Raw genomic sequence first — 26,797 nt, forward strand, 5'->3', positions numbered from 1 at the left:
AGACTTAGGATCGGACCAGCGCCTGACGTTCCTTCTTGTCTAGAACGTGGATCGGCGCGGTTGGCGCGCCGGACTCGATATCGAAAAACGGGGTGTCCCGCCACTTGCCGGACATTCGGGCGGCGGCGGCGCGCTTTAGAACCTGCATTGTCATCGTAAATGCGCCCTTGTGCCGCCTCGCCCCGTCCTTTCCCGGTAGAAAGCTTTGGGTCACGACCTTTCCAATCCGGGCAGGGTCCTGCAGGCGATCCACGATCAGTCCTGCAAACGGAATCGTTGGTTTCGGCAATGTGTTGGACAACGGTGCTTTGCAGCAATCAGCATACCAGCGCATCAAGCCTTTGGGTCCCAAACGCAGAATGCGCAGATGCTCGGTGCCTTGGGTGAAATGCACCGTTTCCGGGCTGATCTGGAATATGTGGACGCCGTTCGGGTGCGGATCAGGCTGGCCGAGATAGATATGGGCCGCACGACAATCGACGCAGAAACATTCAACATGGGTCCCGGCTTTTGGCGAGGCCGGCATAACCTCGCCCGCAACGGTGCCACAGGAACACTCAAAGCAGGCGGGGGATGAGTCTTTCAATCGATGCTCCGGTTTCAGGCGGCGTTCTTGTTCGCCGCCTTGCGGGTTTTGGTCGTCGTTCCGCTGTTCGCGTCGATGAATTCGAGCACCAGAGGACGAATATTGTTACGCCATGACTTGCCCGCGAAGATGCCGTAGTGACCGGCTCCGGGCTCAAGATGGCTCGCCTTTTTCGAATCCGGCAGGCCGGTACAGAGATCGAGAGCGGCAACACACTGGCCAGGGGCCGAGATGTCGTCATTCGCGCCTTCGACCGTTTTGACGGCGACGCTTGTGATCTTGCCAATATCGACCATGTGCCCGTCTACCACGAATTGGTTCTTCGCGATCTCGTTGTTCTTGAAGATCCGTTCAACCGTAGAGAGGTAGAATTCGGCCGTCATGTCCATCACGGCTAGGTATTCGTCGTAAAAGCGGTTGTGGGCATCGTGGTCCGACGCGCTTCCATGTGCGACGCGAGAGATCTGTTCCTTGAAGGCATCGGCATGGCGTTCCGCGTTCATGGCCATGAAGGACGAAAGCTGCAGGAGGCCCGGATAGACCAGCCGTCCGACACCCGGGTACTTGAAGCCGACCCGCTGGATCATGGCCTGCTCCAGCTGACCCATGGTGACACGTGCGCCGAAATCGGTGACCTCGGTGGGGGTGGCTTCGGGGTCGATAGGCCCGCCGATCAGGGTCAGCGAACGGGGCTGTGCTTCGGGGTCCTGTTCGGCCAGGTAGGCAGTTGCGGCGAGGGTGAGCGGCGCTGGCTGGCAGACCGCGATCACATTGGTGTCAGGTCCAAGTTCTCGCATGAAGTCAACGAGGTAGAGGGTATAATCCTCGATGTCGAACTTGCCTGCACTTACCGGAATGTCGCGCGCGTTGTGCCAATCCGTCACATAAAGGTCGACATCGCCCAGCAGACTTTGCACAGTGGAGCGGAGAAGAGTAGCGTAGTGTCCCGACATCGGGGCAACAAGCAATACCTTGCGAGAGCTGGGTTCACGCCCGGAGACGTTAAAATGAATCAGGTCGCCGAACGGCCTTTCGATCACGGTCTCAATTTCGACCAGATGATCCCGACCGTCATCGCAGGTGACACTGTGAATGCCCCAATCAGGCTTGACCACCATTCGTTCAAAAGAACGTTCGGTGACCTCGCCCCAGGCTTCGAACCAGCGCAGCGCGGGGTTCGGCAACATGGCAAACATCGGGTAGGACGCGACGGCCTTTGCGGAAGCACCCATCCACTGATTGGTATTCCGCATCGTTTCCATCAAGTCGTAGGTAAACATAGATCGCATATCGGGTCTCCTGCATCAAAGGCACCGGCGTGGCGGATGTTGCGTCGCTTGTGCCTCCCGAACGCGGCGACGGTATTCTGCATAGCAGCATGATAGGGGGGAAAAGTTAAAATGACAACTATGGACAAAGGTAGCAACGTCCCTTCCGTGGAACACGTTGAGCGTATGAAAGAAAATCTGGAAAAAGTTGAGGCGTTATCGCGGCGTCTTGTGGACGTGATGGCGCACAAGACATCCCACAACCCCGCGTTGGACGCTCCGAGCCAGGAATTGTTTGCAAATGCAGCAACGGCTTACTGGGCGGAATCGCTGCAAAATCCGGCGCGGATCATCGAGCAGCAGGTCGCCTACTGGGGTAAGACTGTCACGCATTTCGCCGAGGCTCAGCAAGCGCTTGCGCGCGGCAAGTTCGAAGCGCCAGCCGATCCCGGCCCCAAGGATCGCCGCTTTGCGAACCCGCTCTGGGATTCGCATCCCTATTTCAATTTCATCAAGCAACAGTACCTGATCAACGCGGACGCGATTCAGGAGGCCGTCGACTCGGTTGAAGATCTGGATGACAAGGAAAAGCGGCGGCTGAAGTATTTTTCGCGCCAGATCGTCGATATGCTGGCGCCGACGAATTTTCTGGGGACAAACCCGGACGCGCTGGAAAAAGCGCTGGAAACCGAGGGGCAGTCGCTGGTCGACGGGCTTGAAAATCTCGTCTCGGATCTTGAAGCGAACAATGGCGAACTGGTTGTCCGGCTCGTGGACGAAAAGGCCTTTGAGCTGGGCGGGAACATCGCGACGTCTCCCGGCAAGGTCGTCTACCGCAACCGGATGATGGAACTCATCCAGTACGAACCGACAACCGAGAAGGTGTTTCAGACGCCTCTGGTGATCTTCCCACCCTGGATCAATAAATTCTATATTCTCGACCTGAAAGAACAAAACAGCCTTATCAAATGGATCACGAGCCAAGGCTACACGCTGTTTGTGGTGAGCTGGGTGAATCCGGATGCCGCCTATGCCGAGGTGGGAATGGAAGATTACATCGAGGACGGATATTTCGCGGCGATCCGTGAGATCAAGGCGATCACAAAGGTGCAGCAGATCAATGCCATTGGTTATTGCATCGCGGGCACGACCTTGGCGCTTGTGCTGTCGCTGATGAAACAGCGCGGCGACAAATCGATAAAGTCCGCAACCTTCTTTACGGCGCTGACGGATTTCGCCGAACAGGGTGAGTTCACGCCATTCCTGTCTGATGATTTCATCGACGGGATCGAAGCCGAGGTCGAAAAGCAGGGCTTTCTGCGGTCTTACATCATGGCCCGCACCTTTAGCTACTTGCGGTCCAACGATCTTGTCTATTCGCCGGCCATTCGCAGCTACATGATGGGCGAGACGCCTCCGGCCTTTGACCTGTTATACTGGAACGGCGACGGGTCGAACCTGCCGCGAAAGATGGCGATGCAATATCTCCGCAGGCTTTGCCAACGCAATGAGTTCGCGCAGGACGGGTTCGATTTGCTGGGGCACAAGCTGAAGCTGGAAGAGGTGAACGTGCCGCTGTGCTCGATCGCCTGCGAGACGGACCATATCGCCGCGTGGAAGGACTGTTATCGCGGCGTGCAGAAAATGGGCGCCAAGGATCGGACCTTTATCCTGACCCAGTCAGGCCACATCGCGGGCATTGTGAACCCGCCGAGCAAGAAGAAATACGGCCATTACCTGAATGACGACCTGAGCCTTTCAGCGGAAGACTGGCAGGCAGGCGCCGAATTCCATGAAGGGTCATGGTGGCCGAACTGGGAGGGTTGGCTTCGCAAGCGTTCTGGCAAGCAGATCGCCGCGCGCACACCCGGGGATTCGGAGCACCCATCACTGGCCGATGCACCCGGTACTTACGTAACTACTAAGGCAAGTCGTTGATTTCGAATAAAAGGATTTTTGCTGCATTGCAGCGAAAACCCTTGAAATGCTGCGGTGCAGCATGTATATTCCCTGCCATACGAGGATCATGCGGGACGTACCCCGCGAGTTCAACCGCAAGGCGAATAAAGGAATTTAGAAATGGCTGCTAAGACCCAAGATTTCACAACCGTAATGAAAGACATGATGGGGGCATTCCCTGTCGATACCGCTGCATTCGAAGACGCATTCAAGACCACCGCCACGCTGAACGAAAAGCTGTCGGGCGTTGCTCTCGAAGCGGCTGAAAAGTCGGCCGAGATTTCGAACAAGTGGACCAAGGACACGCTGACCAAGCTGGCCGACATGTCCAAGGCGAAAACCGAGCCTGCCGACTATGCAAAGGCGATGTCCGACTTCGCTTCGGCTTCGGCTGAAAGCGCTGCCGAAAACATGGCTGCTTTTGCTGAAATCGCGAAGAAGGTCCAGATGGACACCGTCGAACTGATGATGGCTGCTGGCAAGGACATGACCGAAGACGCCACCGCCGCTGTCAAGAAAGCGACGAACGACGTGACCTCTGCCGCCAAAAAGGCCGCAACGTCGAAGTAATATCGCGAAAGCCACACCGTTCCCCCAAATGGTGTAATCGCGAGGGCAGGTCGTAAGACCTGCCCTTTCTTTTTGTTTTTTGCTCGCATAGGCTTTGCCAAGGCATCACGCCGGGAGTGGAAAAATGGCAGACGATAATAAACCCCTGCTGATCAAACGATATGCCAGTCGAAGGCTCTACAATACCGAGACCAGCGATTACGTAACGCTTGAAGATATCGCTGGATTCATCCGCAGCGGACGCGAAGTTCAGATCATCGACCTGAAGTCCGGGGATGACCTGACGCGGCAGTACCTTTTGCAGATCATCGCCGAGCATGAAAGCCGCGGCGAGAATGTCCTTCCGGTTGGCGTGCTCAACGATCTTGTCCGCAGCTACATGGTGCCGGGCGGTGGGATGATGCCGCAATTCCTGCAATCGTCTTTTGACATGCTCCGCGAGAGCCAGACGAAGATGATGAAAAATATGACCGCCATGAACCCCATTGCCAAGATGCCCGGGTTCGAAGCTTTGCAGGCGCAGCAGGAAGCATTTCTCAAGGCGATGACAGGCGCCTGGTCCGGCAGCAGCGGGCCAGAGAAAGAAGCCGGCGAGGAAGAGGGTGGGGAGGATCTCGACGATATCAAGCGGCAGTTGGCAGAGCTGAACAGCAAGCTGTCAAAGCTTAAATGAGCCTGAAAAAGTTTCGGAATGAAAAAGGGGCAGGAAGCTATGCGGTGTAATGACCTGCAATTTATGCCTTAAAAGCAAAGGCAATCTTCAATTCAAGGTTGAGGAATTTTTCGATCCGAAAGTTTCTTCTCGGGCTCACACGCCCAGACTGTAACCTCGTTTACCGCCGCTTGTTCCCGATATGAGCGAATCAGGCGGTCCATCGCCTGACGACTGATGTGACGGTGTTTTTCGGCGAAACCCAGCGATGCGACCATCTTCCAGTGGCCGTACATGAGACACACGAAGAGGTAGGAAAGTTCTTCTGCCGAGGCGGCGTCGAGTTCGGAATACTGAACCTCGAATTCCTGGCTGAGGACCTGACCGATCATCTTGTACTGCCCTTGTAGCTGATGCTTTATCGGTTCTGACCGCGCGGCCATGCAGAGCATGGCATCATAGATCTGATCGTCCCGCGGTTTCGGCGTGTTATCGAGAAAATCGAAGTAAAAATCGAGAAAAGCGTCTACCCGCGCCGATCCGTTGAGCTTTCCGGCGGTCGAGACAAGGGCTTCGCGGTAGAGGGAAGCGAGGTAATCGCAGACCGCGATCATCAGGTCTTCGTGTCGGTCAAAGTGATAGCGGACGAGCTGACGCGTCATCCCTGCTTCGTGGGCGACCGCGTCATAGGAAAGGTTGGGCAATCCCGACTTTCGCAATGCTTGGAATGCCCCCAAGACAATCTGATGCTTGCGGGCCGATTGGCCTGAATGTCTATTCATAATGGAACCTGGTCTAAATATAACCAAGTATTCATCATGTTTGGCTTAGCTCTCAAGCCAGTATTTACAACTTTTTCGTTGTGAAAGTTTTTGCAAGGGGACCCCAACCACTTACTGGGCGGGGTCTTTTAAGTGTCTCACGTTCCGTAAGCGCGTGACGGCTGTGTGGCCTGATCGATCGCATCGAGCAGGATTTCGGCGACCGCGTCATAGTCGTCGCGGCTGAGATGCACGGGGAGCCGGACATCGCAGGCGCGCATCAGCATGGCCCGGGTCCGGGGTAATTCAGGCAGGTTGGGAATGAACTGCCAGTTCCAGAATGCCCGCGCATTGTCGGAAGAGCGTCCAAAGATCTGGACCTTGACGCCACGGGCGTCGGCAGCGGTCGAAAACGCGGTGATTTCGGCATCTTCCAGACCGACAAGGTTGAACTGGATGGAATCCGGGGCACGTTCCTCGGGGCCCAGTTTGGCAGGGACCTCGATATAGGGTGAGGCGTTCAGACGTGTTGCCACATAATCGTGCCCATCGCGCCCGTCGCGGACCCGGCGGGCCAGTTCCGGCAATTGCGGACGAATGACCGCTGCCGACAGGTTGCCCATCCGGAGATTATAAAGCGGCACCTTGTTCTGCCACTTGGCGAAGGCGTCGTGCAGGACGGGATGTTTCTTCCAGTTATGCTCGTATGCGCCCGACATGATGATCGCACGGGCCACGAGATCGGGGTCGTCGGTGATCAGGATACCGCCTTCGCCGGCATTGATCATCTTGTAGGACTGGAAAGAAAAACAACCGATCTTGCCGATGGTCCCGATGTTCTGCCCGTGCCACGTGGTGCCGAGCGAATGGGCCGCGTCTTCGATCACGGGAATATTCCGCGCATCGCAGATCGCCATGATCGCATCCATGTCCGAGGTATGGCCCCGCATGTGGCTGATGATAACAGCCGAGATATCGTCGTCGATCTTGGCTTTGAAATCCTCCAGATCGATCCGGTAGTTTTCGCCGACCTCGCAAAGAACCGGGTAGCAGTCGGCGTGAACCACAGCCGAAGGAACGGCTGCAAAGGTAAAGCCGGGGATCAGCACGCGCGCATCCCTGGGCAAGTCCAGCGCCTTGAGCGACAGGAACAGCGCGGCGGAACAGGAAGAGACCGCCAGCGCGTATTTTGATCCGAGCAACTCGGCAAACTCAGCTTCGAGCAGCGCGACGGGGGCGTTCTCTGGTGCGGTGTAGCGGAAAAGGTCGCCCGATTGCAGCAGCGCATCAATAGCTTCGCGCGCGGATTCGGGAATGGGTTCAGCCTGATGGACGTCCGGAGCTTGCCTCATATTTCGATTTCCTTAATTGAACCTTTGGGAAAGGTAAAACAATTAGCGATTACGACAAAGCGGAATCTGCCTCAACCTTGTGACATTTTCATGTCGCTAGGCTGGTTCAGGTCCGAACGTTGGGTATGGGTTGGGCTTAGATGCCGAGCCGGTCGCGCATGGAAAACCATGTCATCGCGAGAATGAGCATGGGATTTCTAAAGGCGGCACCGCCGGGGAAGGGCGTCGTCGGGATGCGCGCCATCGTATCGAAACCATCGCTTTCGCCCTGAACCGCCAAGGCCATAAGCTGCCCGGCCTGCGTAGCCGAGCCGACACCGTGGCCGGAATAGCCCGAAGCCGACAGAACGTTCGGTGCGAGCCGGGTCAGGTAAGGCAGGCGTTTCATTGTAATGCCAAGCGTTCCTCCCCAAGCGTAGTCTATACGGATATCGCGCAGGTGCGGAAAGATCTCGACCATTGGCTTGCGCACCTTTGCGGCGATATCGGCCGGGAAACGGTAACCGTAGCTTTCGCCACCGCCGAACAGGAGCCGTTTGTCGGCGCTCAGGCGGAAATAGTTAATGACGAATTTCGTATCGGCCACGGCGACGTCCCGGGCTAGTACGCGGTCGGCCTCATCCCCGAGGGGTTCGGTGGCGGCAATGAAATTGTTGATCGGCATGACACGCGCTGCCACCTTGCGGTTCAGCGAGCCGAGATAGCCGTTGCAGGCAAGGATCACATGGTCGGCCTGCACTTTGCCGCTATCGGTTTGGACGGTCGCGGGGCGGCCTTCGTCGATGTGGTGAACATGCGCGCCCTCATAAATGCGCACGCCTGCTTTATGCGCCGCCCGCCCCAGCCCGAGCGCATAGTTCAGCGGATGCAGATGCGCCGCCTCCGTGTCCAGTATGCCGCCCTTGTAGGCGGGTGAGGGACACATGGCATGGCAGGCCTCCTCATCGAGAAGCTCGATCTTGTCATAGCCATAGCGGGTGCTGAGGTGTTCCGCGTATTCGTGCATCTCGCGGGTTTCTCGGTCGTTGTACCCGGTATGGGCCACGCCCGGCTTGATATCGCAGTCGATCTCGTTTCGCGCGATCAGCCCCTTGACCAAGGCCTTGGAGTCTTCGGCCAGTGCCCAGAGTTTGGCGGCATCCGCATGGCCGACCATCTTTTCAACGACATCCTGTTCCTGCCGCTGACCACTGCCCAGCTGACCGCCATTGCGGCCGGACGCGCCAAAGCCGACGCGCTGCGCCTCGAGCAGGACCACGTCGAGACCGGCCTCGGCAAGGTGCAGAGCGGCGGATAGTCCGGTATAGCCTGCGCCCACGATGCAGACATCGGCACGGGTCTCTCCTTTGAGCGGGGGGAACGGGTCCATGGGCGTGGCCGTTGCCGCGTACCAGCTGGCCGGGTACTGGCCTTTTTTGTCGTTCGAATAAAGCAGATCCATGGGTTCAGACGTTCAGCAAGAGATGTTCGCGTTCCCAAGGGCTGATGACCTGAAGGAATTCCTGGTACTCGGTGCGCTTGACGATGGAATAGACGCGGGCAAATTCCGGGCCGAGGATTTCATGCAGCTCGGTTGCCTCGTCGAACATGTCGAGCGCTTGACCAAGAACGGCGGGGATATCGCTGTCCCCGTCGTAGGCGTCACCACGGAACTGCTTTTCAGGGCGCAACTCGTTGACAAGGCCGAGGTAGCCGCAGGCCAGACTTGCCGCGATCCCAAGGTAGGGGTTGCAGTCCATCCCGGCGAGCCGATTCTCGATGCGGCGCGATTCCGGTCCCGACAGGGGGATGCGGATACCGGTCGTCCGGTTGTCGCGACCCCATGCAAGGTTGATCGGCGCGGCATGGTCTTTCACGTATCGGCGATAGCTGTTCACATAAGGTGCCAGCACGGCGATGGCCGAGGGCAGGTGCTGTTGAAGCCCCGCGATAAAGTTAAAGAAGGCATCCGTGTCGCCACCCTGCGGCCCGGCAAAGATATTGCGGCCGGTTTCCACGTCGATGATCGAATGGTGGATATGCATGGCGCTGCCCGGCTCATCGGCGATGGGCTTGGCCATGAAGGTCGCGAAACAGTCGTGGCGCAGCGCGGCCTCTCGGATCAGCCGCTTGAAGTAAAAGACCTCGTCCGCCAGTTTAACCGGATCGCCGTGGCGGAGGTTGATTTCCAGCTGTCCGGCGCCGCCTTCCTGCGTGATGCCGTCGATCTCGAAACCCTGCGCCTCGGCAAAGTCATAGATATCGTCGATGACGGGGCCGAATTCATCCACCGCCGTCATGGAATAGGCCTGCCGCGCGGCAGCCGGGCGACCAGAGCGGCCCATCATCGGCATGATTTCCTTGGCGGGATCAAGATTCCGCGCGACGAGGAAAAATTCCATCTCGGGCGCGACCACCGGCTTCCAGCCTTGTTTGTGGTAGAGATCCACCACGCGTTTCAGCACATTTCGCGGGCTGAAGGGGATCGCATCGCCGTCACGGTCAAAGGCGTCGTGGATCACCTGAAGCGTCCAGTCACCCGTCCATGGCGCGGCGGTTGCCGTCGACATGTCGGGCTTGAGGATCATGTCGCGTTCGATGAAACCTTCCTCGCCCGCCGCTTCGCCCCAGTCACCGGTGATGGTCTGGAAAAAGATGCTGTCAGGCAGGTGAAAAGAAGTCTGACGGGCAAATTTCGAAGCGGGCACGGCCTTGCCGCGCGCGATGCCCGGAAGATCGGAAACGATACATTCGACTTCGTCCAACCGCCGCCCCTCGAGAAAGTCGCGGGCAGGTTGCGGAAGCTTGTCGGTCCAGTCGGCCATCAGGCCCTCTCTTTCTTAAAAAATTCCGCCATCTCGCGGGCAATCGCGGGGCTGTCGGTCGGGCCCTTGCGCAGCTCTTCGCGGGCTTTATTCAGTTGGTCTTCCGGCACGACACCCTTGCCGCGCGTATCGATCAGGCCCTCGATGAAATCCGCGCCGTATTCCGGATGCGGCTGCATCGTCCAGATCGTGTCGTCATAGGCCAGGATCGCGTGCTTGCAAAAGTCATTGCCGCCGACGACACGCGCCCCGGGGGGCAGGTCGATGACCTGGTCCTGGTGCCAGGCATTTACGAAACGCTTTTCGCCGCCCATGTCGTATTCGACACGCCCTACCGCCCAGCCGCCGTCATACTTGACGACTTTCCCGCCAAGCGCCTGCGCGACGATCTGGTGGCCAAAGCAGATGCCGACCAGCGGCAGCTTGCGCGCATGGATGTCGCGGATCAGGTCTTCGAGCGGCGGAATCCAGGGGTGATCCTCGTAGGCGCCGTGGCGCGAGCCGGTGATCAGCCAGCCATCGCAGGCATCCGCGCCCGATGGGAAAACGCCGTCCACGACGCTGTAGGTTTCGAATTCAAAGCCGTTCCCGCCAAGGAGGTTCTGGAACATCACGTCATAGTCCTTGAAGCTCTCAAGGAGTTCGTCAGGCGCGTGGCCAGTTTGCAAGATGCCGATTTTCATGAGTCACATGTCATTTATGATCAAAACGAGGGTATCGAAGGCCCGGTGGACGGGCAAGGGGTCACACCGCTTCGAGGTAGCTGATCCAGTGTCGCTCGGGCGGGGTTTCCGCAAAACGCGCCAATTCCTGCCGCTTGGTCATCACGAGGTTCTGGATCATCGCAGTGGGCAGGATACGCGCCATGAGCGGGTCACTCTCGATCCGGTCGATGGCCTCTGCCCATGTCGCGGCAACGCGCGGGACGCCGGTTTTCTCATAGGCGTTGCCGGTGATGGGGGCGGGCGGTTGGATGCCGTCCTCGATCCCGGTCAGCGCCGCGCCCAGCACGGTTGCGAGCATGAGATAGGGGTTGATGTCGCCCCCGGCGACGCGATGTTCGATCCGGCGGGCAGAGGGCGAACCGCCGGGAATGCGGATGGCCGCCGTGCGGTTTTCATAGGCCCATACCGCGCTGACCGGCGCATGGGCGCCGGGCACCAGCCGGTCATAAGAGTTTCCGTTCGGCGCGAAGATCAGCGTGCTCGACGGCATCGCGGCAAGGCAGCCCGCCACCGCGTGACGTAGGGTATCGGTGCCACGCGGTCCGCCATCGTCGAATATGTTCTGACCGTCCTTGTCCACCACCGAGAAATGGACGTGCATTCCGTTGCCCGCATCGTCGGCATAGGGTTTCGCCATGAAGGTCGCGGCAAACCCGTGCTTGCGGGCAAGGCCCTTGACCAAGGCCTTGAAGAGCCACGCATCGTCAGCGGCCCGCATTGCATCCTGATGGACAAGGTTGACTTCGAACTGGCCAAGGCCGGTTTCAGAGATCACCGTATCCGCCGGAATGCCCATCTGGTTGCAGGCCTCGTAGAGCGCGGTGAAATAGTCATCAAAGGCGTCAAGCTGGCGAACCGACAGAATGGCACTGGAATAGACAGGGCGGCCGGTAACGGGGTTTGTCGGTGCTTCGGGAAGGGAGCCCTTGTCGTCGATCAGGGTAAATTCCATCTCGGTCGCGGCAATGGCGTTCCAGCCGCGCGCCGCGTAGCAGTCGACCACCTGTTGCAGCGCGTGGCGGGGATCTCCGAAGAACGGGTCGCCCTTATCGGTGTACATTGCCATCGGAACCAGCGCCGAAGCCGTCGCCAGCCATGGCATCGGAACCGCACCGCGATCGGTTGGCAGCAAGACCCCGTCGGCGTCGCCGCTGTCGAACACCAGCGGGCTGTCTTTGATGTCAGACCCCCAGAGATCCACGTTCAGCACCGAAAGCGGCATGCGGACGACGCCCTCGGCAAGTTTGTCGGCATAAGAGCCGGGTACGCGTTTGCCCCGCATCTGCCCGTTAAGATCGCTGGCGGCTACTCGGAAAGTCGGGAATGTCCTGAGGTCCACGGGAAGACTCTTTTTGTTCGAATTATGCTTTCCCCTTGTTTAGCGGAGGATCTTACGAGTGTCACCGAAATTTGATCAAATTATTTGCGCAGATGATTTCGGCCGCCGGAAAGGCTGAAAAACAATCACAAATGCCGCGCGTCTGACATATTCTTGTCGGCCGTCAGCCCCAGTTTGCGGCGAGGTTCCTCCGCGTAATCCGACCCGGGATGTCCTGCCGCTGTTTAGGTGACGCGGCTGCGTGCGGCCTTTGTGTCGGTGGTAAGCGTTAAACGGGATCTGGCATGGCTTATCAATTCAATGGTTTTGGCAACAAGGGGGAGGCGCCGCCACGACAGCCTGACGCCGCCGCAGCTGCCGCAAGTGAGAAACCAGAACCGGATGTGCAGCGCACCTCCAGCTCCGCTCAAGCGAAACCGCGAGTGAACCGGTCGCACAGGAGCCGGAGCAATCCGCAGCAAGACAAGGTGGAACAGGACGAACCCCGGGTCGAGCGGATGGAACCGGTAAAAGTCACCCGTCGACCTGAAGCTGCCGCTGTCTCTGCCGAGCCAAACCCGCGCATGACATTGATCATCGAGACTGAAGGCGAGGTCAGGCGACCCCGTTATGAAAGCGTCTCTCAATCCGCGCGGAATTGGGTTTTTCCGGTGACCGCCGGCGTGGCCGTTTTTCTGATCGTGCCTTTGTGGGTTTACCCTGCGGTGCTCATGCTGATCGGTACAGTGCTGGGGTGTGCCTATCTTTACTTTGGCACGGACAGGATGAAGGAAATCGCCAGCGATCGTTTCGCCCGGTTGGAACGCAGGCATCCCGCCAAGGCCGAAAGGCTGCGCCAGATTGCGCGACAGGGGCGCGAGCGCTTTTCGGAATTTGCACAGCATCTGCCAAAGTCCTGGGCGGAACGGCTGGCCGATCTTGGGTTTGACGATGAAAAACCGGCATTCGGCGACGATGAATTTATCGATCCGATGCTCGACCGACGGGTGTGAGCTTTTTCGACAGTTCTAGCGCAGCAGGTTTGGCCGGAACTTGAACTTGGCCCGGGCCTCGCCCGGAAGATGTTGGTTCAGGCGCCGGTTGATAAGGCCGAAAACGCTGACGATCACCAGTGTGAACAGGATGAAATAGCCCGCCAGAATGGGGTAGGGGACAAAAGGGTTAAAGGTCTTGTCCGCAAAGTAGCTGGCGTAATAGAGCGCATCTCCTCGTTGCTGCCATGCCGGGAAGCCGGAGAAAAAGACAAGCGTGGTGGCGTGAAAGAGAAAGATCGCCTCGTTCGTATAGGCGGGCCAAGCCAGTCGGAGCATCGTCGGCCAGATGATCCGCTTGAAGCGCGTCCACCCGGTCAGACCATAGGCATCCGCCGCCTCGACATCGCCTTTGGGCACGGAGCGCAGCGCGCCGTAGAAGATCTCTCCGGAATAGGCGGCGGTATTCAGGAACAGGACAATCAGCGCGCCAAGCCAGGCAGCGGTGAAGGGATCAAAAAATTCGATGTTACTCTTCAGATTCAAAAATAAAAAATAGGCGAAGAAGAACTGGATGAAGAGCGGCGAGCCTCGGAACAGAAAGATGAACCATTCCGCAGGTTTGCGCAGCCACGGGTTCTGCGCACCCTTGGCCACGGCAAGCCCGGTGGCAAGGAAGAACCCGATGACCAGGGCAAAAATGCCGAAATAGATGTTCCAGATCATGCCCGAGCCGATAAGGACGACCTGTTCGCACAGGGTAAAATCACTTCTGGGCAAAAGGCGCTCGCCGATGCCGATGCTGCGCAGCGCGTAGTCCTGTATGGTTTGCAGGCAGGCGCTCATGAGGCGGCCCTCCGCTGGGCTTCGCCGCCGGTAGTGGCCTGCCCGTGCGTCAGCCGGAGCATCAGTTTTTCAAGCGCGATTTCAGAGACTTTCGTGAAGGCGAGATAGAACACCAGCAGGGCAAGAAAGTACCACATACGCCAGTCGCCATGCGGATAATCGGTAAAGCGCGAGGTCTTGGTGCCGCCGAGTTCCCGTGCCCAGTAGACGATATCCTCGATCCCCAGCAGGAAGAGCAAGGGCGTGGCCTTGATCAGCACCATCCAAAGGTTTGAAAGACCCGGCAGAGCGTAAACCCACATCTGCGGGACCAGTACGCGCCAAAAGGTCTGGCGCTGTGACATGCCATAGGCTGCCGCGGTCTCGAGCTGGGCATGCGGTACGGCCCGCATGCCGCCGAACAGGACGTTCGCGGCGAAGGCGCCAAAAACGATCGCAAAGGTGATGACGGCCAGTGCAAACCCGTAGGTCTCATGAATCCACTCGGGCGCGCTGCCAGCGGGCAGCTTGGCAGCCTGACAGACGATGAAATCATTGCCTTGTCTGATCGGCATGTCCCAGTCGGGGCACAGTGTCTTGTGGCGCAGCCACTCGAGTGCCTGATCAAGGGCGATGACGAAGAACAGGAAAAACGCGATGTCGGGCACGCCCCGCACGATGGCGATATAGGTCTTGCCGAACCAGCGCAGCGGTCCGAAACCCGACCGTGCCGCCATTGCGCCAAGAAACCCGAAGCCAAGCGCAACCGGCGCTGTCACGGCCAAAAGGCCCAGCACTTTGAGAAACGCCATGTAGAATGACATGTGGACGCCGGTGGTCAGATAACAAGACAGCCATGCCAGCGTTTCAAGCGAGTCGGGATCGACGCAATAGGAAAACATGCGGGTCCGTTCAGTGGCGCGGGCGGCATATTAAAACCTGCGCCCCGCGTTGAGAGAAACGGCCCGCCGAAAGGGCGGGCCGCATTGAGGTCGGGATCAGTAGGTGCCGACGCCTTCGCCGAACCATTTGTCCAGCAATGCGTTCAGGCTGCCATCTTCCTTCATTGACGTGATCGCCGCGTCGAACTTGTCACGCAACTCGGAATCGCTTTCGCGCAGGCCCATGCCGACGCCACCACCAAGCGGTACGCCTTCACCCACGAAGGTCAGCTCGCCGCCCGATTCCTCGACCAGCGGGAGGAGGTAGTCGTAATCGGCAAAAACCGCATCCGCTTCGCCGTTGCGCACGGCTGCGATGGTTTCTTCGGGGGTTGCGAATTCAACCAGCGTTGCGCCGCTTTCCGCGACATAGCCCGCCTGAATCGTTGCGGTCTGGGCCGACACGATGCCACCTTCGACATCAACGTCATCGGACAGCGCGACATAGGCAGATTCGGTGGGCGGATAGTAATCCTGCGTAAAGTCGATCACCTCGTCACGCTCGTCCGTGATGCTCATGCCGGCCATGATGGTGTCGTAGTTGCTCGACACGAGGTTCGGAATGATCGAATCCCAGTCGTTCTTGACCCATTCGCAGGTCAGCTCGGCGCGGGTGCACAGTTCGTCGCCCAGTTCGCGCTCGAACCCGTCGACTTCGCCCGAGTCATTGATGAAGTTGTACGGAGGGTAAGCGCCCTCGGTGCCCATGCGGATCGTTTTGTCTTGGGCAAAGGCCGATCCCGCAACGATGGCGAGTGCCGCCGTGGTTAAAATCAGAGATTTCATGATAGTTACTCCCTTGGTTTTATTTTGATTAGGCCGCTTGCGTCGCCGAGAGGAACCCCTGGAGACGTTCGGATTTCGGAGCGCCGAAGAGTTCGCTTGGTGCGCCTTCCTCTTCGATCAGGCCCTTGTGCAGAAAGACCACGTGATCACTTACATCTGCCGCGAGCTTCATGTCATGTGTCACGATCAGCATGGTGCGCCCTTCGGCGGCGAGTTGCTTGATGACCTTGACGACTTCCTGCTCAAGTTCCGGGTCCAGCGCGCTGGTAGGTTCGTCAAAAAGCAGCGCCTCGGGTTCCATGCAAAGCGCGCGGGCAATCGCGGCACGCTGCTGTTGCCCGCCGGAAAGCTGTGCCGGGTAGGCATCGCATTTGTCGCCGATCCCGACCTTTTCCAGGTAGGCCCGGGCGGATTTTTCCACCTCGCCACGGTTGCGGCCAAGCACGGTCAGTGGCGCTTCCATGACATTCTGAAGAATGCTCATGTGGGACCAGAGATTGAACTGCTGGAATACCATCGACAGGTTGGTGCGGATGCGTAGCACCTGCTTGGCGTCCGAAGGCCGCCGCACCGCGCCTGCACCTTTCCAGAGAACCGGTTCGCCTTTGAACAGGATCTCGCCCTGTTGGCTGTCTTCCAGCAGGTTGGCACAGCGCAGAAGTGTGGATTTGCCCGATCCCGAAGATCCGATTAGCGAAACGACATCACCGCGCTTGGCCGAGATGCTGACGCCTTTCAACACTTCGAGCTGGCCGTAGGCTTTGTGGAGGTTGTTGATCTGGATGACGGGCGGTGTGTCTGTCACGGGGCGTCCGGTTTTGCTGAATTTCGCCGTAGTAGGAGTTAATTCCGCACGTATTGCAATCGTGAATTCAGATAGGCAAGGGGCAAGAGGGGGCAATTGACGGTAGGGAATGCCCGAAAATTAATCTCATTCCCGTATTTTGGTCGGGTCGTTCCGCCGGGCCACGTCCTAGCTGGCGATCACGCCCAGACAGCTTGCGGCGTCGGGACGGAAAGATAGTCGGCGGTTTCTATACGGACCAAACCGCGCAGATGCAGGGCCTTGCGGTCCTGTTCGTTCAGATTGGCGATGGCGGATGCGGCAGCCTCGGCGATCGGGGCAGGGTCTCTGTCTTGGGCGGTGATGTAGGGCAGGCCGGGGGTTGGCTTTGTTTTCGCGATGACCTTGAGCTTTGCCGCCAGCGGATCATGTTCGCAGAGCAAAAGCCATGTGACGGCATCGATCCCGGCAATATCGGCGCGCCCCTCGGCCACCGCATGCAGAGAAAGGCGATGTCCTCCGGTCGGAACCATTTCTGAAAACCGCAGGCCTTTCAGGAAATGGAGTGGCCCGGCCCAGCCGGATTGAGACATGTCCTCGTTATAGGCAAAACGGGCGCCGTCGAAATCCTGCGGCGTGTCGCGACGATCGTCCGCCCGCGCAACGATCACCGATTGGTAATATCCCGGCGGACAATCGGGCAAACCGAAATCAGGCGTCCCGATCAGGTTTACCTTGTCGTACAGTCGTGTCCGGTAAGGCATCCCGCAGGTCTGGCCCAGCAACAGGTCGGGCGATTGCCACATATCCCAGTAGTCCAGATCGCGGGACAGGTTCTCTGGGCCATAGCCAAGCCGGGCGCGGATTTCCTGCCAATAGCGGTCGTTGGCTTGTTGGATTTCCGGCATGTCATACATGCCGAGCATCGCTATCATCTGGTCTCGGCTTTTTGGCGGGCCAGCGCGCTGTCGCGGTCGGTGACACCCAGAAGGTTGGCCGTCAGCCGCATAAGTGCGTTTTCAGCATCGGCCCTGTCGCCATCGGCGAGAACCAACTGCCACATGGCCTCGACCACGCCGCGTCGGCTGTCATAGGGCACCGCATCCTTGATGGCGCGGGTAAAGCGCACCGTGTCCGGTGCGCCGGCTTCCACTTCTTCCGCTTCCTTGCGGAGGTTTTCCGCTTCGGACTTACTCAGCCCGTAACGAGCCTCGGTGATGCGGTCAATCTGGGCGATTTCCGCCGGCGCGTACTCATTGTCCGACCGGGCGATACGAACCAGAAGGGCGGTCAATGCCAGCCGGGCATCGCCATCGTTCATCGGTTCTGGGTCATTCGCCGTAAGGCGATTTATCAAATCTGCAAACATATCCTGCATATAGGCCGCTAAACCGGGCTGGCCAAGGCAAATTGCGCAGCCTTAACGAAGGCGCTTAATCCTCTTCTGGGGAGGATTTCCTGGCGATCACCTTGTCGCGTGCCGCATCGCTGTCGGCGCGCGACAATCCCATCGCCTTGCGCGCATCTTCGACGATTTTCAACTCGCCCGGGTTTTGCGCGCCGTCTGCCATGACGACTTCCCAGAGCGCGTCCAGTGCGGCGAGCCTTTCGGACAGTTCCGTCGTCTCGCGGATCAACTGACCAAAGGTGTCGGTCTCAGGCGCCGCCGCGTGCAGCTTTTCGCAGGTTGCCCTGACCTTGGCGGCCTCGATCGCGTCGTGCTTGTAAAGCCGTTGAAGAATGCGGTCGATCAGCCGGATCTCTTCCATCTTGTAGTCGCGATCCGACTGCGCGACCCGGACCAGTAGCGCGCCAAGGGCAAGCTCGGCATCGGGGTCAGGGAGTTTCGGCGGCGATTTGGGGCGAAAGGCCTGAAACAGGTTGCTAAGCATGTTACATCCGAGCTCCGCAAAGATGGTTCAACGTCGAGTCCTACCCGTCATAGCCGGGCAAAATGCTGAGATCGCCGGTGGAGACCGGATCCCGCAGGGCCTTGGCCGCCTGATAGCCGGGGCTGTTATAACAGGCCAGAGCCGTTTCGTAGCTGTCAAATTCGATGACGACGGTCCTTGCGCGGGATTTGCCCTCTGGCTGTTCGCCTTCGCCGCCCCGAACGAGGAAGCGCGCGCCATATTCGGCGAAGGGTGCCGCATTCGCTTCGATGTATTTCTTGTAGGTTTCCATGTCATCGACGTCGACATGGGCGATCCAGTACCCCTTGGGCATGTGCAGTCTCCTGATTTTGAGGCAGGGTCGCAAAGCGCCTCGCAAAACTCAACGGTTGCCATTGCGGCTGCGGAAAAATCTGTGCAACGTCCCGCCATGGCAACACATATTTTCGATGGTCACAACGATACGCTGACATTGCTGGCCGGGCTCAAGGTATCCGATCCTGTGGCGCAATTCGTCAAGGGAACGCACGGACATATCGATGTTCCCAAGGCGCAGGAGGGCGGGTTCGCAGGTGGGTTTTTTGCCATCTGGGTGCGCTCTCCCGGGCCGGGCGGTTTCTCGCTCAACGATCTCAAGCCGCCTTACGATGTGCCGCTGCCAAAGATGGTCGACCAGGTCGAGGCGTGGGAAATCGTCGAGCGGTCGGCGAATATTCTTCAGGCGCTCGACAAGGCCGGCGCGGTCCGGATCTGCCGCACGGTGGACGAGATCGAAGCGGCAAGGGCAGACGGTGTAATAGCCGCGATCATGCATGTCGAGGGCGCCGAAGCGATTGGCCCGGAATTGAGCGAACTGGACCGTCTTTACGAGATGGGCTTGCGGTCGCTGGGTCCCGTCTGGTCGCGAGAGACCATTTTCGGTCATGGCGTGCCGTTCCGCTACCCGTCCGACGGGGATATTGGCGTCGGCCTGACCGAGGCGGGCAAATCGCTTGTCGCGCGGTGCAACGAGCTGAAGATACTGATCGACCTCAGTCATCTGAACGCGGCCGGTATTGCCGATGTTGCGAAGATTTCCGATGCGCCGCTGGTCGCGACCCATTCCAACGCATGGGCGGTCAGCCCCCATGCCCGCAACCTGACTGATCCTCAACTACAGCTGATTGCAGACAGTGGTGGGGTGGTCGGCTTGAATTTCGAATGCAGCTTTATGCGTCCCGATGGTGTGCCGAATGTGGATACCCCCCGCGCGGATGCCATGGCGCAGCTCGACTATCTGCTGGACAAGCTGGGCGAGGACGGCGTTACGCTCGGATCCGATTACGACGGCTGTAAGCCGCCGCAATGGCTGAACCGGGCGGACAAACTGCCGAACCTTGTCCGGGCGATGGAGCAACATGGCTATACGCCGGAGCGGATAGAAAAGATCTGCTGGGGCAACTGGATGCGCGTGCTGCGCGAGACCTGGGGTTAGGCCAGAGCGGTCAGCAACAACCCGCCCGCCAGAACGGTAATCGTTAGACCAGCCCCGATTTCCAGAACCGGAACCACCCTTGTCATGAGCGTCGAGCCGGACAGCGCCGAGACAAAGCTGCCACGCAGGCCGGTGGCGGCGCAGGCGACGGCGATGGTTACACTGGCCGTTCCTAGCCCCATCGCAAGTGTCGCGGCAATGCCCGCAAGTGCGATGCCCATCTGCCATGTGATCAACAGGACAAAGATCGCGCCCGAGCAGGGGCGAATGGCAATGCTGGCGATCAGGGCAAGGGTTTCCCGCAGGGACCCGCTATTTTCGATTTCTTCAAGCGTCGGCCCGTGCCGGTGCGAACAGGTTTCGTCGTGGTCATGGTGATGATGAAGACGCGCATTGTCATGTGTTACACGGTGCGGCATGATCCGGCGGAAGCCGCGGATTACCAGCCAGGTGCCGACCAGCGCGATGGCGGCATAGCTCAATGGAGCCATGAGACCTTCCGCGACGCCGACTAGATGCTCACGCGTCAGATGAAAGGCCCAGACACCGGCATAGACGATCGCGATTGCAGTGGCCGATTGCCCAAGGCTCGCGACAAGGCTGATCGCGACCAGTCGGAACATCGGCACCTCTCGACCCAGCCCATAGCCGCCGATCAGCACCTTGCCATGGCCCGGCCCGACCGCATGGACGAACCCGTACGCAAAACAGAGCGCCAGCAATGCGGTCAGCGCACCAACTTCGCGGGCGCGCAGGCTGCGCAGCGACTGGGCGATGCCGTTCTGGAAATGGCGTTGCTCTGTCGCGGCCCAGGTGGCCAGATCGGCAAACCCGCCGCTCAGCCAGAACCATGCGAGCGCGACGACGATCAGAACCGGAAGGATCAGGAGCTTGGGCATTGCACCTGCACCTCGGTTGCAAAGGCAGCACCGGGATCCGACAATCCGACGTCCTCCGGGTCTGCATTTGGATCGAGCGTGGAAAGCTGTTGCTGGAGATCCGCCAGATCGTCGCCAATCTGCGGCAGAACGTTCTCAATCATGCAGGCGTTCCAGCCGGTGACGGTCACCGGTAGCGTGACGTCATAAGCAGTGTAATAGGTCGGATCATAGGGTTTCAGCGACAGCTTGCTGCCAACGGCCTGTGGATGCCCTTCGACTTCGCGCAGGTGAGTCGTGATGATCCGCCCGGCCTTGAACTCGGCCGTGGCTTCGCTCGGGCCGGAAAGGGCAAGCGGTTCGCCGTTCAGCCCGGCAACGAGATCGCCGTTGAACCCTTCGATCCAGTTCATATCGAAGCCGGTCACTTGCTCCAGTTCCTCGTCGGTTAGAACGCCGTCGTAGTCCTGATCCAGCCCCATGTCCGAGGTGATCAACAGCGAATAGTAATCGTCATAGGCCCATGTGGTGCGGATATGGGTCAACCTGCCGGTATCATCCAAGATCACCTCGAAGCCGGTATCCACGAAAATATGCGGATGCGCGGCAAGATGCGCAGGGATTGTCAGCAAAAGGACAAGCAGGGAGCGAAACATGTGTGTTTGCTAGGATATACTGCCGCGTCAGGCAATCGCTCAACGTGGCCGGATCGGCGATTTGCAGCCAATCCGGGGGATTATCGGGAAGGCGCCTTCCAGATACGCCTGTATTGGTATTCCCGTCAGCCAAGATCCGGGGAGTTTGGTGCAAGCGTATTTCGTCAGTTAACGATTTGCGTCTTCTGTCTTGCCGGGACTGCAAACCGTTCAGATCAGACCAAACGCGATGTTTCCTTGGCGGCCCGGATGAAGTCATCGAACAGCGGGTGGGGCGCGAAGGGTTTCGATTTCAGTTCGGGGTGGAACTGGACGCCGATGAACCACGGGTGGTCGGTCCATTCCACGATCTCGGGCAGGCGACCGTCGGGGGACATCCCCGAGAACTTGAGCCCGACCTCTTCCAGTTTCTCGCGATACTTCATGTCCACCTCGTAGCGGTGGCGATGGCGCTCTTCGATGTGGCAGGTGCCGTAGACCTGCGCGACTTTCGAGCCTTCGGCCAGCGTTGCGTCGTAGGAGCCAAGACGCATGGTGCCGCCCTTGTCGTCATCGACCTTGCGTGCCACGGTGTGATTGCCCTGAATCCATTCTTTCAGGTGGTAAACCACGGGTTCGAAACGCTTCTTGCCGGCTTCGTGGTCGAATTCCTCGCTGCCGGCGGTCTTGAGGCCCGCCACGTTGCGCGCCGCCTCGATGACCGCCATCTGCATGCCCAGGCAGATGCCAAGATAGGGCACCTTATGCGTCCGGGCGAATTCAGCCGCCTTGATCTTGCCCTCGGTGCCGCGTTCGCCGAACCCGCCGGGAACGAGGATGGCGTGGAATCCTTCGAGATGCGGTGCCGGGTCCTCGGTATCGAAAATCTCGGAATCAACCCATTCGACCTTGACCTTGACCCGGTTCGACATGCCGCCGTGGGTGAGAGCCTCGGCAATCGACTTATAGGCATCCTCAAGCTGGATGTACTTGCCTACGATGGCGACCTTGACTTCACCCTCGGGGTTATAGATCCGGTCTGCCACGTCTTCCCACGTGTCCAGGTTCGGCTTGGGCGCCGGGGTGATCTGGAACGCATCCAGTACCGCCTGATCCAGACCTTCCTTGTGATAGGCGAGCGGCGCTTCGTAGATCGATTTCAGATCCTGCGCGGCGATCACCGAATCGGGACGCACGTTGCAGAACAGAGCCAGTTTTTCGCGTTCCTTGACCGGGATCGGCCCCTCAGAGCGGCAAACGAGGATGTCGGGCGCGAGACCGATGGAGCGCAACTCCTTGACCGAGTGCTGGGTCGGTTTGGTTTTCAGCTCGCCGCTGGCCTTGATATAGGGCAGCAGGGTCAGGTGCATGAAAATGCACTGCCCGCGCGGTTTGTCCTGCGCGAACTGACGGATCGCTTCGAAAAAGGGCAGGCCCTCGATGTCGCCTACCGTGCCGCCGATTTCGCAGAGCATGAAATCGACCTCATCTTCTCCTATGGAAATGAAGTCCTTAATTTCATTTGTGACATGTGGAATCACTTGGATCGTTTTGCCGAGGTAATCGCCGCGCCGTTCCTTTTCGAGCACCGTGGAATAGATGCGCCCGGAACTGACCGAGTCAGTCGAACGCGCCGCGACACCGGTAAAGCGTTCGTAGTGGCCAAGGTCAAGATCGGTTTCGGCGCCATCGTCGGTGACGAAGACTTCGCCATGTTCAAACGGGCTCATCGTGCCGGGATCGACGTTCAGGTAGGGATCGAGCTTGCGCAGCCGGACGGAAAAACCGCGCGCCTGCAAAAGCGCCCCCAGTGCCGCCGATGCGAGCCCTTTGCCAAGGGAAGAGACCACGCCGCCAGTAATAAAAATGAATCGCGCCATAGGTTTCGCAGGCCCCCGTGAGTACCGAATTTTCGAGTGTATGCGGTTCGCAAAAACCACGTCATCACGGGAGTCCACCTATAGAGGATTCGCGCGACAAGGGCAATAGAACCGCAATATGATGTTGCGTTAGTTAAACGTCAGCCAAGGTATTGTGGCAGTTATGCCAGATCAGTCCGCACGCGGCACAAGCGGTGCGTCATCCCCTTCGGCGGGCGGCAAAAGATCTTCTGCATTGGGTATTTGCGCCGGTGCGCTTTCGCCTTCCGCCGGAGCTTCGGTGCCGAGACGGTCGAGAACCGAAACGCCCGATGCCTTTTCAGCGGCAAGGATCGTCAGCGTGAGCGAAGTGCAGATAAATGCCGCTGCCAAAAGCCATGTAAGCTTGCCAAGGGCGGTTGCTGCAGCCCGGCCGCTCATCGCGCCACCACCGCCGCCACCCATGCCGAGGCCACCGCCTTCAGAACGTTGCAGCAGGACGATACCGATCAGCCCGAAGGCGAGGATCAGATGGATGATGAGAACGACGTTTTCCATAAGGGCTGTTTGGTCTCCGGCCTGTGACGGGGGGTATCTATGCAAGATCGCGCGCCGGGGCAAGGGATGAGTTTGCGGCTGGACAAAAGCAATGTCTCCCCGGCAAGATCGACACATGCCACATGATCATTCCGACCACGAACATGCCCACGCCCTGCTGCCCTCGGACCCGGCGCTGAGGGTCAAGGCCCTTGAGACGATTCTGACCCGCAAGGGGCTGGTTGATCCGGCCGCGCTGGATGAAATTATCGATACCTACGAAAGCCGGGTCGGCCCCAAGAACGGGGCCGACGTCGTCGCCCGCGCCTGGAGCGATGAAGGCTTTCGCGCGGCGCTTGCGGTGGATGCAACCGAGGTGATGCGCGAGCTTGGCTATTATGGCCGACAGGGTGAGCACATTGTGTGCACAGAGTGTACACCATCCGTACATCACATGGTCGTCTGTACGCTTTGCAGCTGTTACCCATGGTCTCTGCTTGGAATTCCGCCCGGATGGTACAAATCCGATGCCTACCGGTCCCGTGCAGTGCGCGAGCCGCGCAAGGTGCTGGCCGAGTTCGGCGTGGCGCTGCCGCCGGAAACCGCGGTGCGGGTCTGGGATTCGACCGCCGAGATCCGATATCTCGTCATTCCGCTACGGCCGGCCGGAACAGAGGGCATGTCTGTCGAGGAGCTCGCCAAACTGGTCACGCGCGACAGTATGATCGGCACCGGGCTGGCGCGGGTGCCGGGATGAGCCGCGTTCACGACATGGGCGGGCGGTTCGGTGACGGGCCTGTGATCCCCGAGCCGGAGGACGCTCCCGTCTTTCACAAGGACTGGCACGCCCGGGCACTGGCCGTGACGCTGGCCGCCGGGGCGCTTGGCAAGTGGAATATCGACACATCGCGTCATGCACGGGAATGTGTCGGTAACACGGATTATGCCCGTTTCAGCTATTACGAGAAATGGATCGCGGCCCTGACCGACCTGCTGGTCGCGACGGACCTTGTCAGCCGGGACGACTTGCGCGCGTCCGATCCGGACCAACAGCCCCTGTCCGACAAGGCAATGACTGCCGACAAGGTGGCCGCCGTGCTCGGCAAAGGCGGTCCGGCGGATCGTGACAGCGATATCCCCGCTCGTTTCGTGGCGGGAGATACGGTTTTGACCCGTCGCCCGGCTGATAACCGGCTCGTCGATGGGGGGCACACCCGGCTGCCCGCCTATGCGGCTGGGGCGCGGGGCCGGGTTTTGATGCTCCACGGCAGCCATGTGTTGCCCGACAGCAATGCGCACGGCCTTGGCGAAGCGCCGGAACCGCTTTACGCGGTGGTCTTTCCCGCCGCCGAGCTTTGGGCGGCGCCGGAACATCCCGATGACGAGGTGGTGCTGGACCTCTGGCAGTCCTATCTGGAACCGGCGTGACGATGCCGGACATCCCCGAACCGGCCTTTGCCGAACCGTGGCACGCGCAGCTTTTCGCGCTCACCGTGCATCTCAACGAATCCGGACGGTTCGCTTGGCCCGACTGGGCCGAGAGGTTCGGTGCCACCCTTGCTGCCCATGGGCTGGCGCGGGATCTCGACGGGGGCGACGATTATTTCACGGCCTGGCTGGAAACGCTCGAAAAGCTTCTGGCAGAGCAGGGATCGGCACTGCCGGAGGAGGCGGGGTCGGTCCGCGCGGCCTGGGAGCGGGCCTATCTGTCCACGGCGCATGGTGAACCCGTTCGCCTGCCCGAGTCCGACGAACAGGCGATCTGAAAGCGCTGTTTCCTGCCGGAGAGCGCAATTTCCGGTTTCGCCGGGGCTGTGGCATCGCTATACGGACGCGGGTTTGATCCAATTATCAAAGGACTGGTTATGGCCAATGTTGTCGTTGTCGGCGCCCAGTGGGGTGACGAGGGAAAAGGCAAGATCGTTGACTGGCTGAGCGAGCGTGCCGATGTGATCGCGCGTTTTCAGGGCGGGCATAACGCCGGCCATACGCTGGTCATCGATGGCAAGGTCTACAAGCTGAATGCGCTGCCTTCGGGTGTGGTGCGTGGCGGCAAGCTTTCGGTCATCGGCAATGGTGTGGTGCTTGACCCGTGGCATCTGGTCAAGGAAATCGCATCGATCCGCGAGCAGGGCGTGGAGATCACGCCTGAAACGCTGATGATCGCCGAGAATACGCCGCTGATCCTGCCGATCCACGGAGAACTTGACCGGGCGCGCGAAGAAGCCGCTTCCAAAGGCACCAAGATCGGCACCACCGGACGTGGCATCGGGCCGGCCTATGAGGACAAGGTCGGACGCCGGTCGATCCGGGTTGCGGACCTCGCCGATGAGGCGACGCTGATTGCGCGGGTCGACCGTGCCCTGCAGCATCACGATCCGCTGCGCCGTGGTCTGGGGATCGATCCGATTGATCGCGAGGGGTTGATCGAGCAGTTGAAGGAAATCGCGGGCGAGTTGCTGCCCTATGCCGCGCCGGTCTGGAAAGTGCTGAGCGAAAAGCGCAAGGCAGGCAAGCGCATCCTGTTCGAAGGGGCGCAGGGCGCCTTGCTGGATATCGATTTCGGCACCTATCCTTTCGTGACGTCTTCGAACGTGATCGCCGGGCAGGCGGCAACCGGCACCGGAATCGGTCCGGGCGGCATCGATTACGTGCTGGGGATTGTGAAAGCCTATACGACCCGCGTGGGCGAAGGCCCGTTCCCGAGCGAGCTGCATGACGAGGACGGCCAACGCCTTGGCGAGCGGGGCCGTGAATTCGGCACCGTTACCGGGCGCAAGCGGCGGTGTGGCTGGTTCGATGCGGCCCTGCTGCGCCAGACATGTGCGACCTCTGGCGTCAATGGTATCGCCCTGACCAAGCTGGACGTGCTCGACGGGTTCGAGACGCTGAAGATCTGCGTCGGCTACGATCTGGACGGGCAGCGGCTGGATTACCTTCCGATGGCCGCCGAACAGCAGGCGCGCTGCACGCCGGTTTACGAAGAAATGCCGGGCTGGTCGGAATCGACCGAAGGGGCGCGCAGCTGGGCTGATCTGCCTGCCGAGGCGATCAAATACGTGCGCCGGGTCGAGGAACTGATCGAGTGCCCCGTCGCGCTCCTGTCGACCTCGCCGGAGCGGGAAGATACCATCCTTGTGACCGACCCCTTCGCGGATTGATCTGATCGTGCAGGGAAAACCGCGTTTTCCGGTGGAAA

29 protein-coding genes are annotated in these 26,797 nt (G+C 59.5%); 9 read left to right on the plus strand and 20 right to left on the minus strand.

The window, feature by feature from the left end; genetic code table 11:
* Window positions 1-4: 4 nt before the first annotated feature.
* On the minus strand, window positions 5-586 hold the full coding sequence (locus ACU0FH_RS18955; RefSeq protein WP_446196313.1) for a DUF6151 family protein: 582 nt from the start codon (window positions 584-586) through the stop codon (window positions 5-7).
* 14 nt (window positions 587-600) lie between these two features.
* Window positions 601-1,875, minus strand: coding sequence for a polyhydroxyalkanoate depolymerase (gene phaZ / locus ACU0FH_RS18960; protein WP_446196314.1), 1,275 nt, complete (start codon window positions 1,873-1,875; stop codon window positions 601-603).
* 111 nt (window positions 1,876-1,986) lie between these two features.
* Between phaZ and phaC the strand changes: the two genes are divergently transcribed.
* The 3 genes from phaC (at window position 1,987) to phaR (ending at window position 5,056) form a co-directional block, all read left to right on the plus strand.
* Window positions 1,987-3,792, plus strand: coding sequence for a class I poly(R)-hydroxyalkanoic acid synthase (phaC, locus tag ACU0FH_RS18965; protein ID WP_446196315.1), 1,806 nt, complete (start codon window positions 1,987-1,989; stop codon window positions 3,790-3,792).
* A 141-nt stretch (window positions 3,793-3,933) separates the two neighbouring features.
* The gene (locus ACU0FH_RS18970) at window positions 3,934-4,383 is read left to right on the plus strand and encodes a phasin family protein (protein ID WP_238369749.1); all 450 of its coding nucleotides are present in this window, start codon (window positions 3,934-3,936) and stop codon (window positions 4,381-4,383) included.
* A gap of 124 nt (window positions 4,384-4,507) precedes the next feature.
* A complete protein-coding gene (gene phaR, locus ACU0FH_RS18975; RefSeq protein WP_238369750.1) occupies window positions 4,508-5,056 on the plus strand; it encodes a polyhydroxyalkanoate synthesis repressor PhaR in 549 nt (182 codons plus the stop codon).
* Between the two features lie 92 nt (window positions 5,057-5,148).
* Here phaR and ACU0FH_RS18980 read toward each other — a convergent pair whose 3' ends face one another.
* The 6 genes from ACU0FH_RS18980 to ACU0FH_RS19005 form a co-directional block, all read right to left on the minus strand.
* On the minus strand, window positions 5,149-5,697 hold the full coding sequence (locus ACU0FH_RS18980) for a TetR/AcrR family transcriptional regulator (RefSeq protein WP_446196316.1): 549 nt from the start codon (window positions 5,695-5,697) through the stop codon (window positions 5,149-5,151).
* 257 nt (window positions 5,698-5,954) lie between these two features.
* A complete protein-coding gene (locus ACU0FH_RS18985; protein ID WP_446196317.1) occupies window positions 5,955-7,148 on the minus strand; it encodes a DegT/DnrJ/EryC1/StrS family aminotransferase in 1,194 nt (397 codons plus the stop codon).
* A gap of 136 nt (window positions 7,149-7,284) precedes the next feature.
* Window positions 7,285-8,589, minus strand: a complete 1,305-nt coding sequence (locus ACU0FH_RS18990; protein ID WP_446196318.1) for an NAD(P)/FAD-dependent oxidoreductase — start codon at window positions 8,587-8,589, stop codon at window positions 7,285-7,287.
* 4 nt (window positions 8,590-8,593) lie between these two features.
* Entirely contained in the window at window positions 8,594-9,952 is a 1,359-nt protein-coding gene (locus ACU0FH_RS18995; protein WP_446196319.1) for a glutamine synthetase family protein, read from the minus strand.
* Entirely contained in the window at window positions 9,952-10,635 is a 684-nt protein-coding gene (locus ACU0FH_RS19000) for a type 1 glutamine amidotransferase (RefSeq protein ID WP_446196320.1), read from the minus strand. Before ACU0FH_RS19000 ends, ACU0FH_RS18995 begins: the two co-directional genes overlap by 1 nt.
* A 61-nt stretch (window positions 10,636-10,696) precedes the next feature.
* On the minus strand, window positions 10,697-12,016 hold the full coding sequence (locus ACU0FH_RS19005; RefSeq protein WP_446196321.1) for a glutamine synthetase family protein: 1,320 nt from the start codon (window positions 12,014-12,016) through the stop codon (window positions 10,697-10,699).
* Window positions 12,017-12,300: 284 nt separating this feature from the next.
* On the opposite strand from ACU0FH_RS19005, the gene ACU0FH_RS19010 reads away from it, so the two are divergent.
* Window positions 12,301-13,008 (plus strand): hypothetical protein, encoded by a 708-nt coding sequence (locus ACU0FH_RS19010; protein WP_446196322.1) that lies wholly within the window; start codon window positions 12,301-12,303, stop codon window positions 13,006-13,008.
* 15 nt (window positions 13,009-13,023) lie between these two features.
* Here ACU0FH_RS19010 and ACU0FH_RS19015 read toward each other — a convergent pair whose 3' ends face one another.
* From ACU0FH_RS19015 to ACU0FH_RS19050, 8 genes are all read right to left on the minus strand, one after another.
* The gene (locus ACU0FH_RS19015; protein WP_446196323.1) at window positions 13,024-13,833 is read right to left on the minus strand and encodes an ABC transporter permease; all 810 of its coding nucleotides are present in this window, start codon (window positions 13,831-13,833) and stop codon (window positions 13,024-13,026) included.
* Window positions 13,830-14,714, minus strand: coding sequence for an ABC transporter permease (locus tag ACU0FH_RS19020; protein WP_238369758.1), 885 nt, complete (start codon window positions 14,712-14,714; stop codon window positions 13,830-13,832). Before ACU0FH_RS19020 ends, ACU0FH_RS19015 begins: the two co-directional genes overlap by 4 nt.
* A 96-nt stretch (window positions 14,715-14,810) precedes the next feature.
* Window positions 14,811-15,539: a transporter substrate-binding domain-containing protein gene (locus tag ACU0FH_RS19025; RefSeq protein ID WP_446196324.1), complete on the minus strand. Its 729-nt coding sequence runs from the start codon at window positions 15,537-15,539 to the stop codon at window positions 14,811-14,813.
* A 28-nt stretch (window positions 15,540-15,567) separates the two neighbouring features.
* Window positions 15,568-16,344, minus strand: a complete 777-nt coding sequence (locus ACU0FH_RS19030; protein ID WP_446196325.1) for an ABC transporter ATP-binding protein — start codon at window positions 16,342-16,344, stop codon at window positions 15,568-15,570.
* Window positions 16,345-16,523: 179 nt separating this feature from the next.
* Entirely contained in the window at window positions 16,524-17,258 is a 735-nt protein-coding gene (locus ACU0FH_RS19035) for a phosphate/phosphite/phosphonate ABC transporter substrate-binding protein (RefSeq protein WP_446196326.1), read from the minus strand.
* The gene (locus tag ACU0FH_RS19040) at window positions 17,255-17,692 is read right to left on the minus strand and encodes a tellurite resistance TerB family protein (RefSeq protein WP_446196327.1); all 438 of its coding nucleotides are present in this window, start codon (window positions 17,690-17,692) and stop codon (window positions 17,255-17,257) included. The genes ACU0FH_RS19035 and ACU0FH_RS19040 overlap by 4 nt, the downstream gene beginning before the upstream one ends.
* 64 nt (window positions 17,693-17,756) lie before the next feature.
* The gene (locus ACU0FH_RS19045; protein ID WP_238369762.1) at window positions 17,757-18,215 is read right to left on the minus strand and encodes a tellurite resistance TerB family protein; all 459 of its coding nucleotides are present in this window, start codon (window positions 18,213-18,215) and stop codon (window positions 17,757-17,759) included.
* A gap of 40 nt (window positions 18,216-18,255) precedes the next feature.
* On the minus strand, window positions 18,256-18,549 hold the full coding sequence (locus ACU0FH_RS19050) for a DUF1330 domain-containing protein (protein WP_088633802.1): 294 nt from the start codon (window positions 18,547-18,549) through the stop codon (window positions 18,256-18,258).
* Window positions 18,550-18,645: 96 nt separating this feature from the next.
* Here ACU0FH_RS19050 and ACU0FH_RS19055 point away from each other — a divergent pair, with 96 nt between their 5' ends.
* A complete protein-coding gene (locus tag ACU0FH_RS19055; RefSeq protein ID WP_446196328.1) occupies window positions 18,646-19,689 on the plus strand; it encodes a dipeptidase in 1,044 nt (347 codons plus the stop codon).
* Here ACU0FH_RS19055 and ACU0FH_RS19060 read toward each other — a convergent pair.
* From ACU0FH_RS19060 to secG, 4 genes are all read right to left on the minus strand, one after another.
* Window positions 19,686-20,588, minus strand: a complete 903-nt coding sequence (locus tag ACU0FH_RS19060) for a nickel/cobalt transporter (protein ID WP_446196329.1) — start codon at window positions 20,586-20,588, stop codon at window positions 19,686-19,688. The genes ACU0FH_RS19055 and ACU0FH_RS19060 overlap by 4 nt on opposite strands.
* Complete coding sequence (locus ACU0FH_RS19065) at window positions 20,573-21,223, minus strand: DUF1007 family protein (RefSeq protein ID WP_446196330.1); 651 nt, start codon at window positions 21,221-21,223, stop codon at window positions 20,573-20,575. Before ACU0FH_RS19065 ends, ACU0FH_RS19060 begins: the two co-directional genes overlap by 16 nt.
* A gap of 215 nt (window positions 21,224-21,438) precedes the next feature.
* Window positions 21,439-23,082: a CTP synthase gene (locus ACU0FH_RS19070; RefSeq protein WP_446196331.1), complete on the minus strand. Its 1,644-nt coding sequence runs from the start codon at window positions 23,080-23,082 to the stop codon at window positions 21,439-21,441.
* 171 nt (window positions 23,083-23,253) lie between these two features.
* Entirely contained in the window at window positions 23,254-23,619 is a 366-nt protein-coding gene (gene secG / locus ACU0FH_RS19075) for a preprotein translocase subunit SecG (protein ID WP_238369767.1), read from the minus strand.
* A gap of 115 nt (window positions 23,620-23,734) precedes the next feature.
* On the opposite strand from secG, the gene nthA reads away from it, so the two are divergent.
* The 4 genes from nthA (at window position 23,735) to ACU0FH_RS19095 (ending at window position 26,759) form a co-directional block, all read left to right on the plus strand.
* Entirely contained in the window at window positions 23,735-24,355 is a 621-nt protein-coding gene (gene nthA / locus ACU0FH_RS19080; protein ID WP_446196332.1) for a nitrile hydratase subunit alpha, read from the plus strand.
* Entirely contained in the window at window positions 24,352-25,026 is a 675-nt protein-coding gene (gene nthB, locus ACU0FH_RS19085; RefSeq protein WP_446196333.1) for a nitrile hydratase subunit beta, read from the plus strand. The genes nthA and nthB overlap by 4 nt, the downstream gene beginning before the upstream one ends.
* 2 nt (window positions 25,027-25,028) lie before the next feature.
* Window positions 25,029-25,364 carry a nitrile hydratase accessory protein gene (locus tag ACU0FH_RS19090; protein WP_446196985.1) on the plus strand — a complete coding sequence of 112 codons (336 nt, stop codon included), beginning with the start codon at window positions 25,029-25,031 and terminating at the stop codon, window positions 25,362-25,364.
* 99 nt (window positions 25,365-25,463) lie between these two features.
* Window positions 25,464-26,759 carry an adenylosuccinate synthase gene (locus ACU0FH_RS19095; protein WP_446196334.1) on the plus strand — a complete coding sequence of 432 codons (1,296 nt, stop codon included), beginning with the start codon at window positions 25,464-25,466 and terminating at the stop codon, window positions 26,757-26,759.
* Window positions 26,760-26,797 lie beyond the last annotated feature (38 nt).

This window comes from Heliomarina sp., assembly GCF_052826185.1.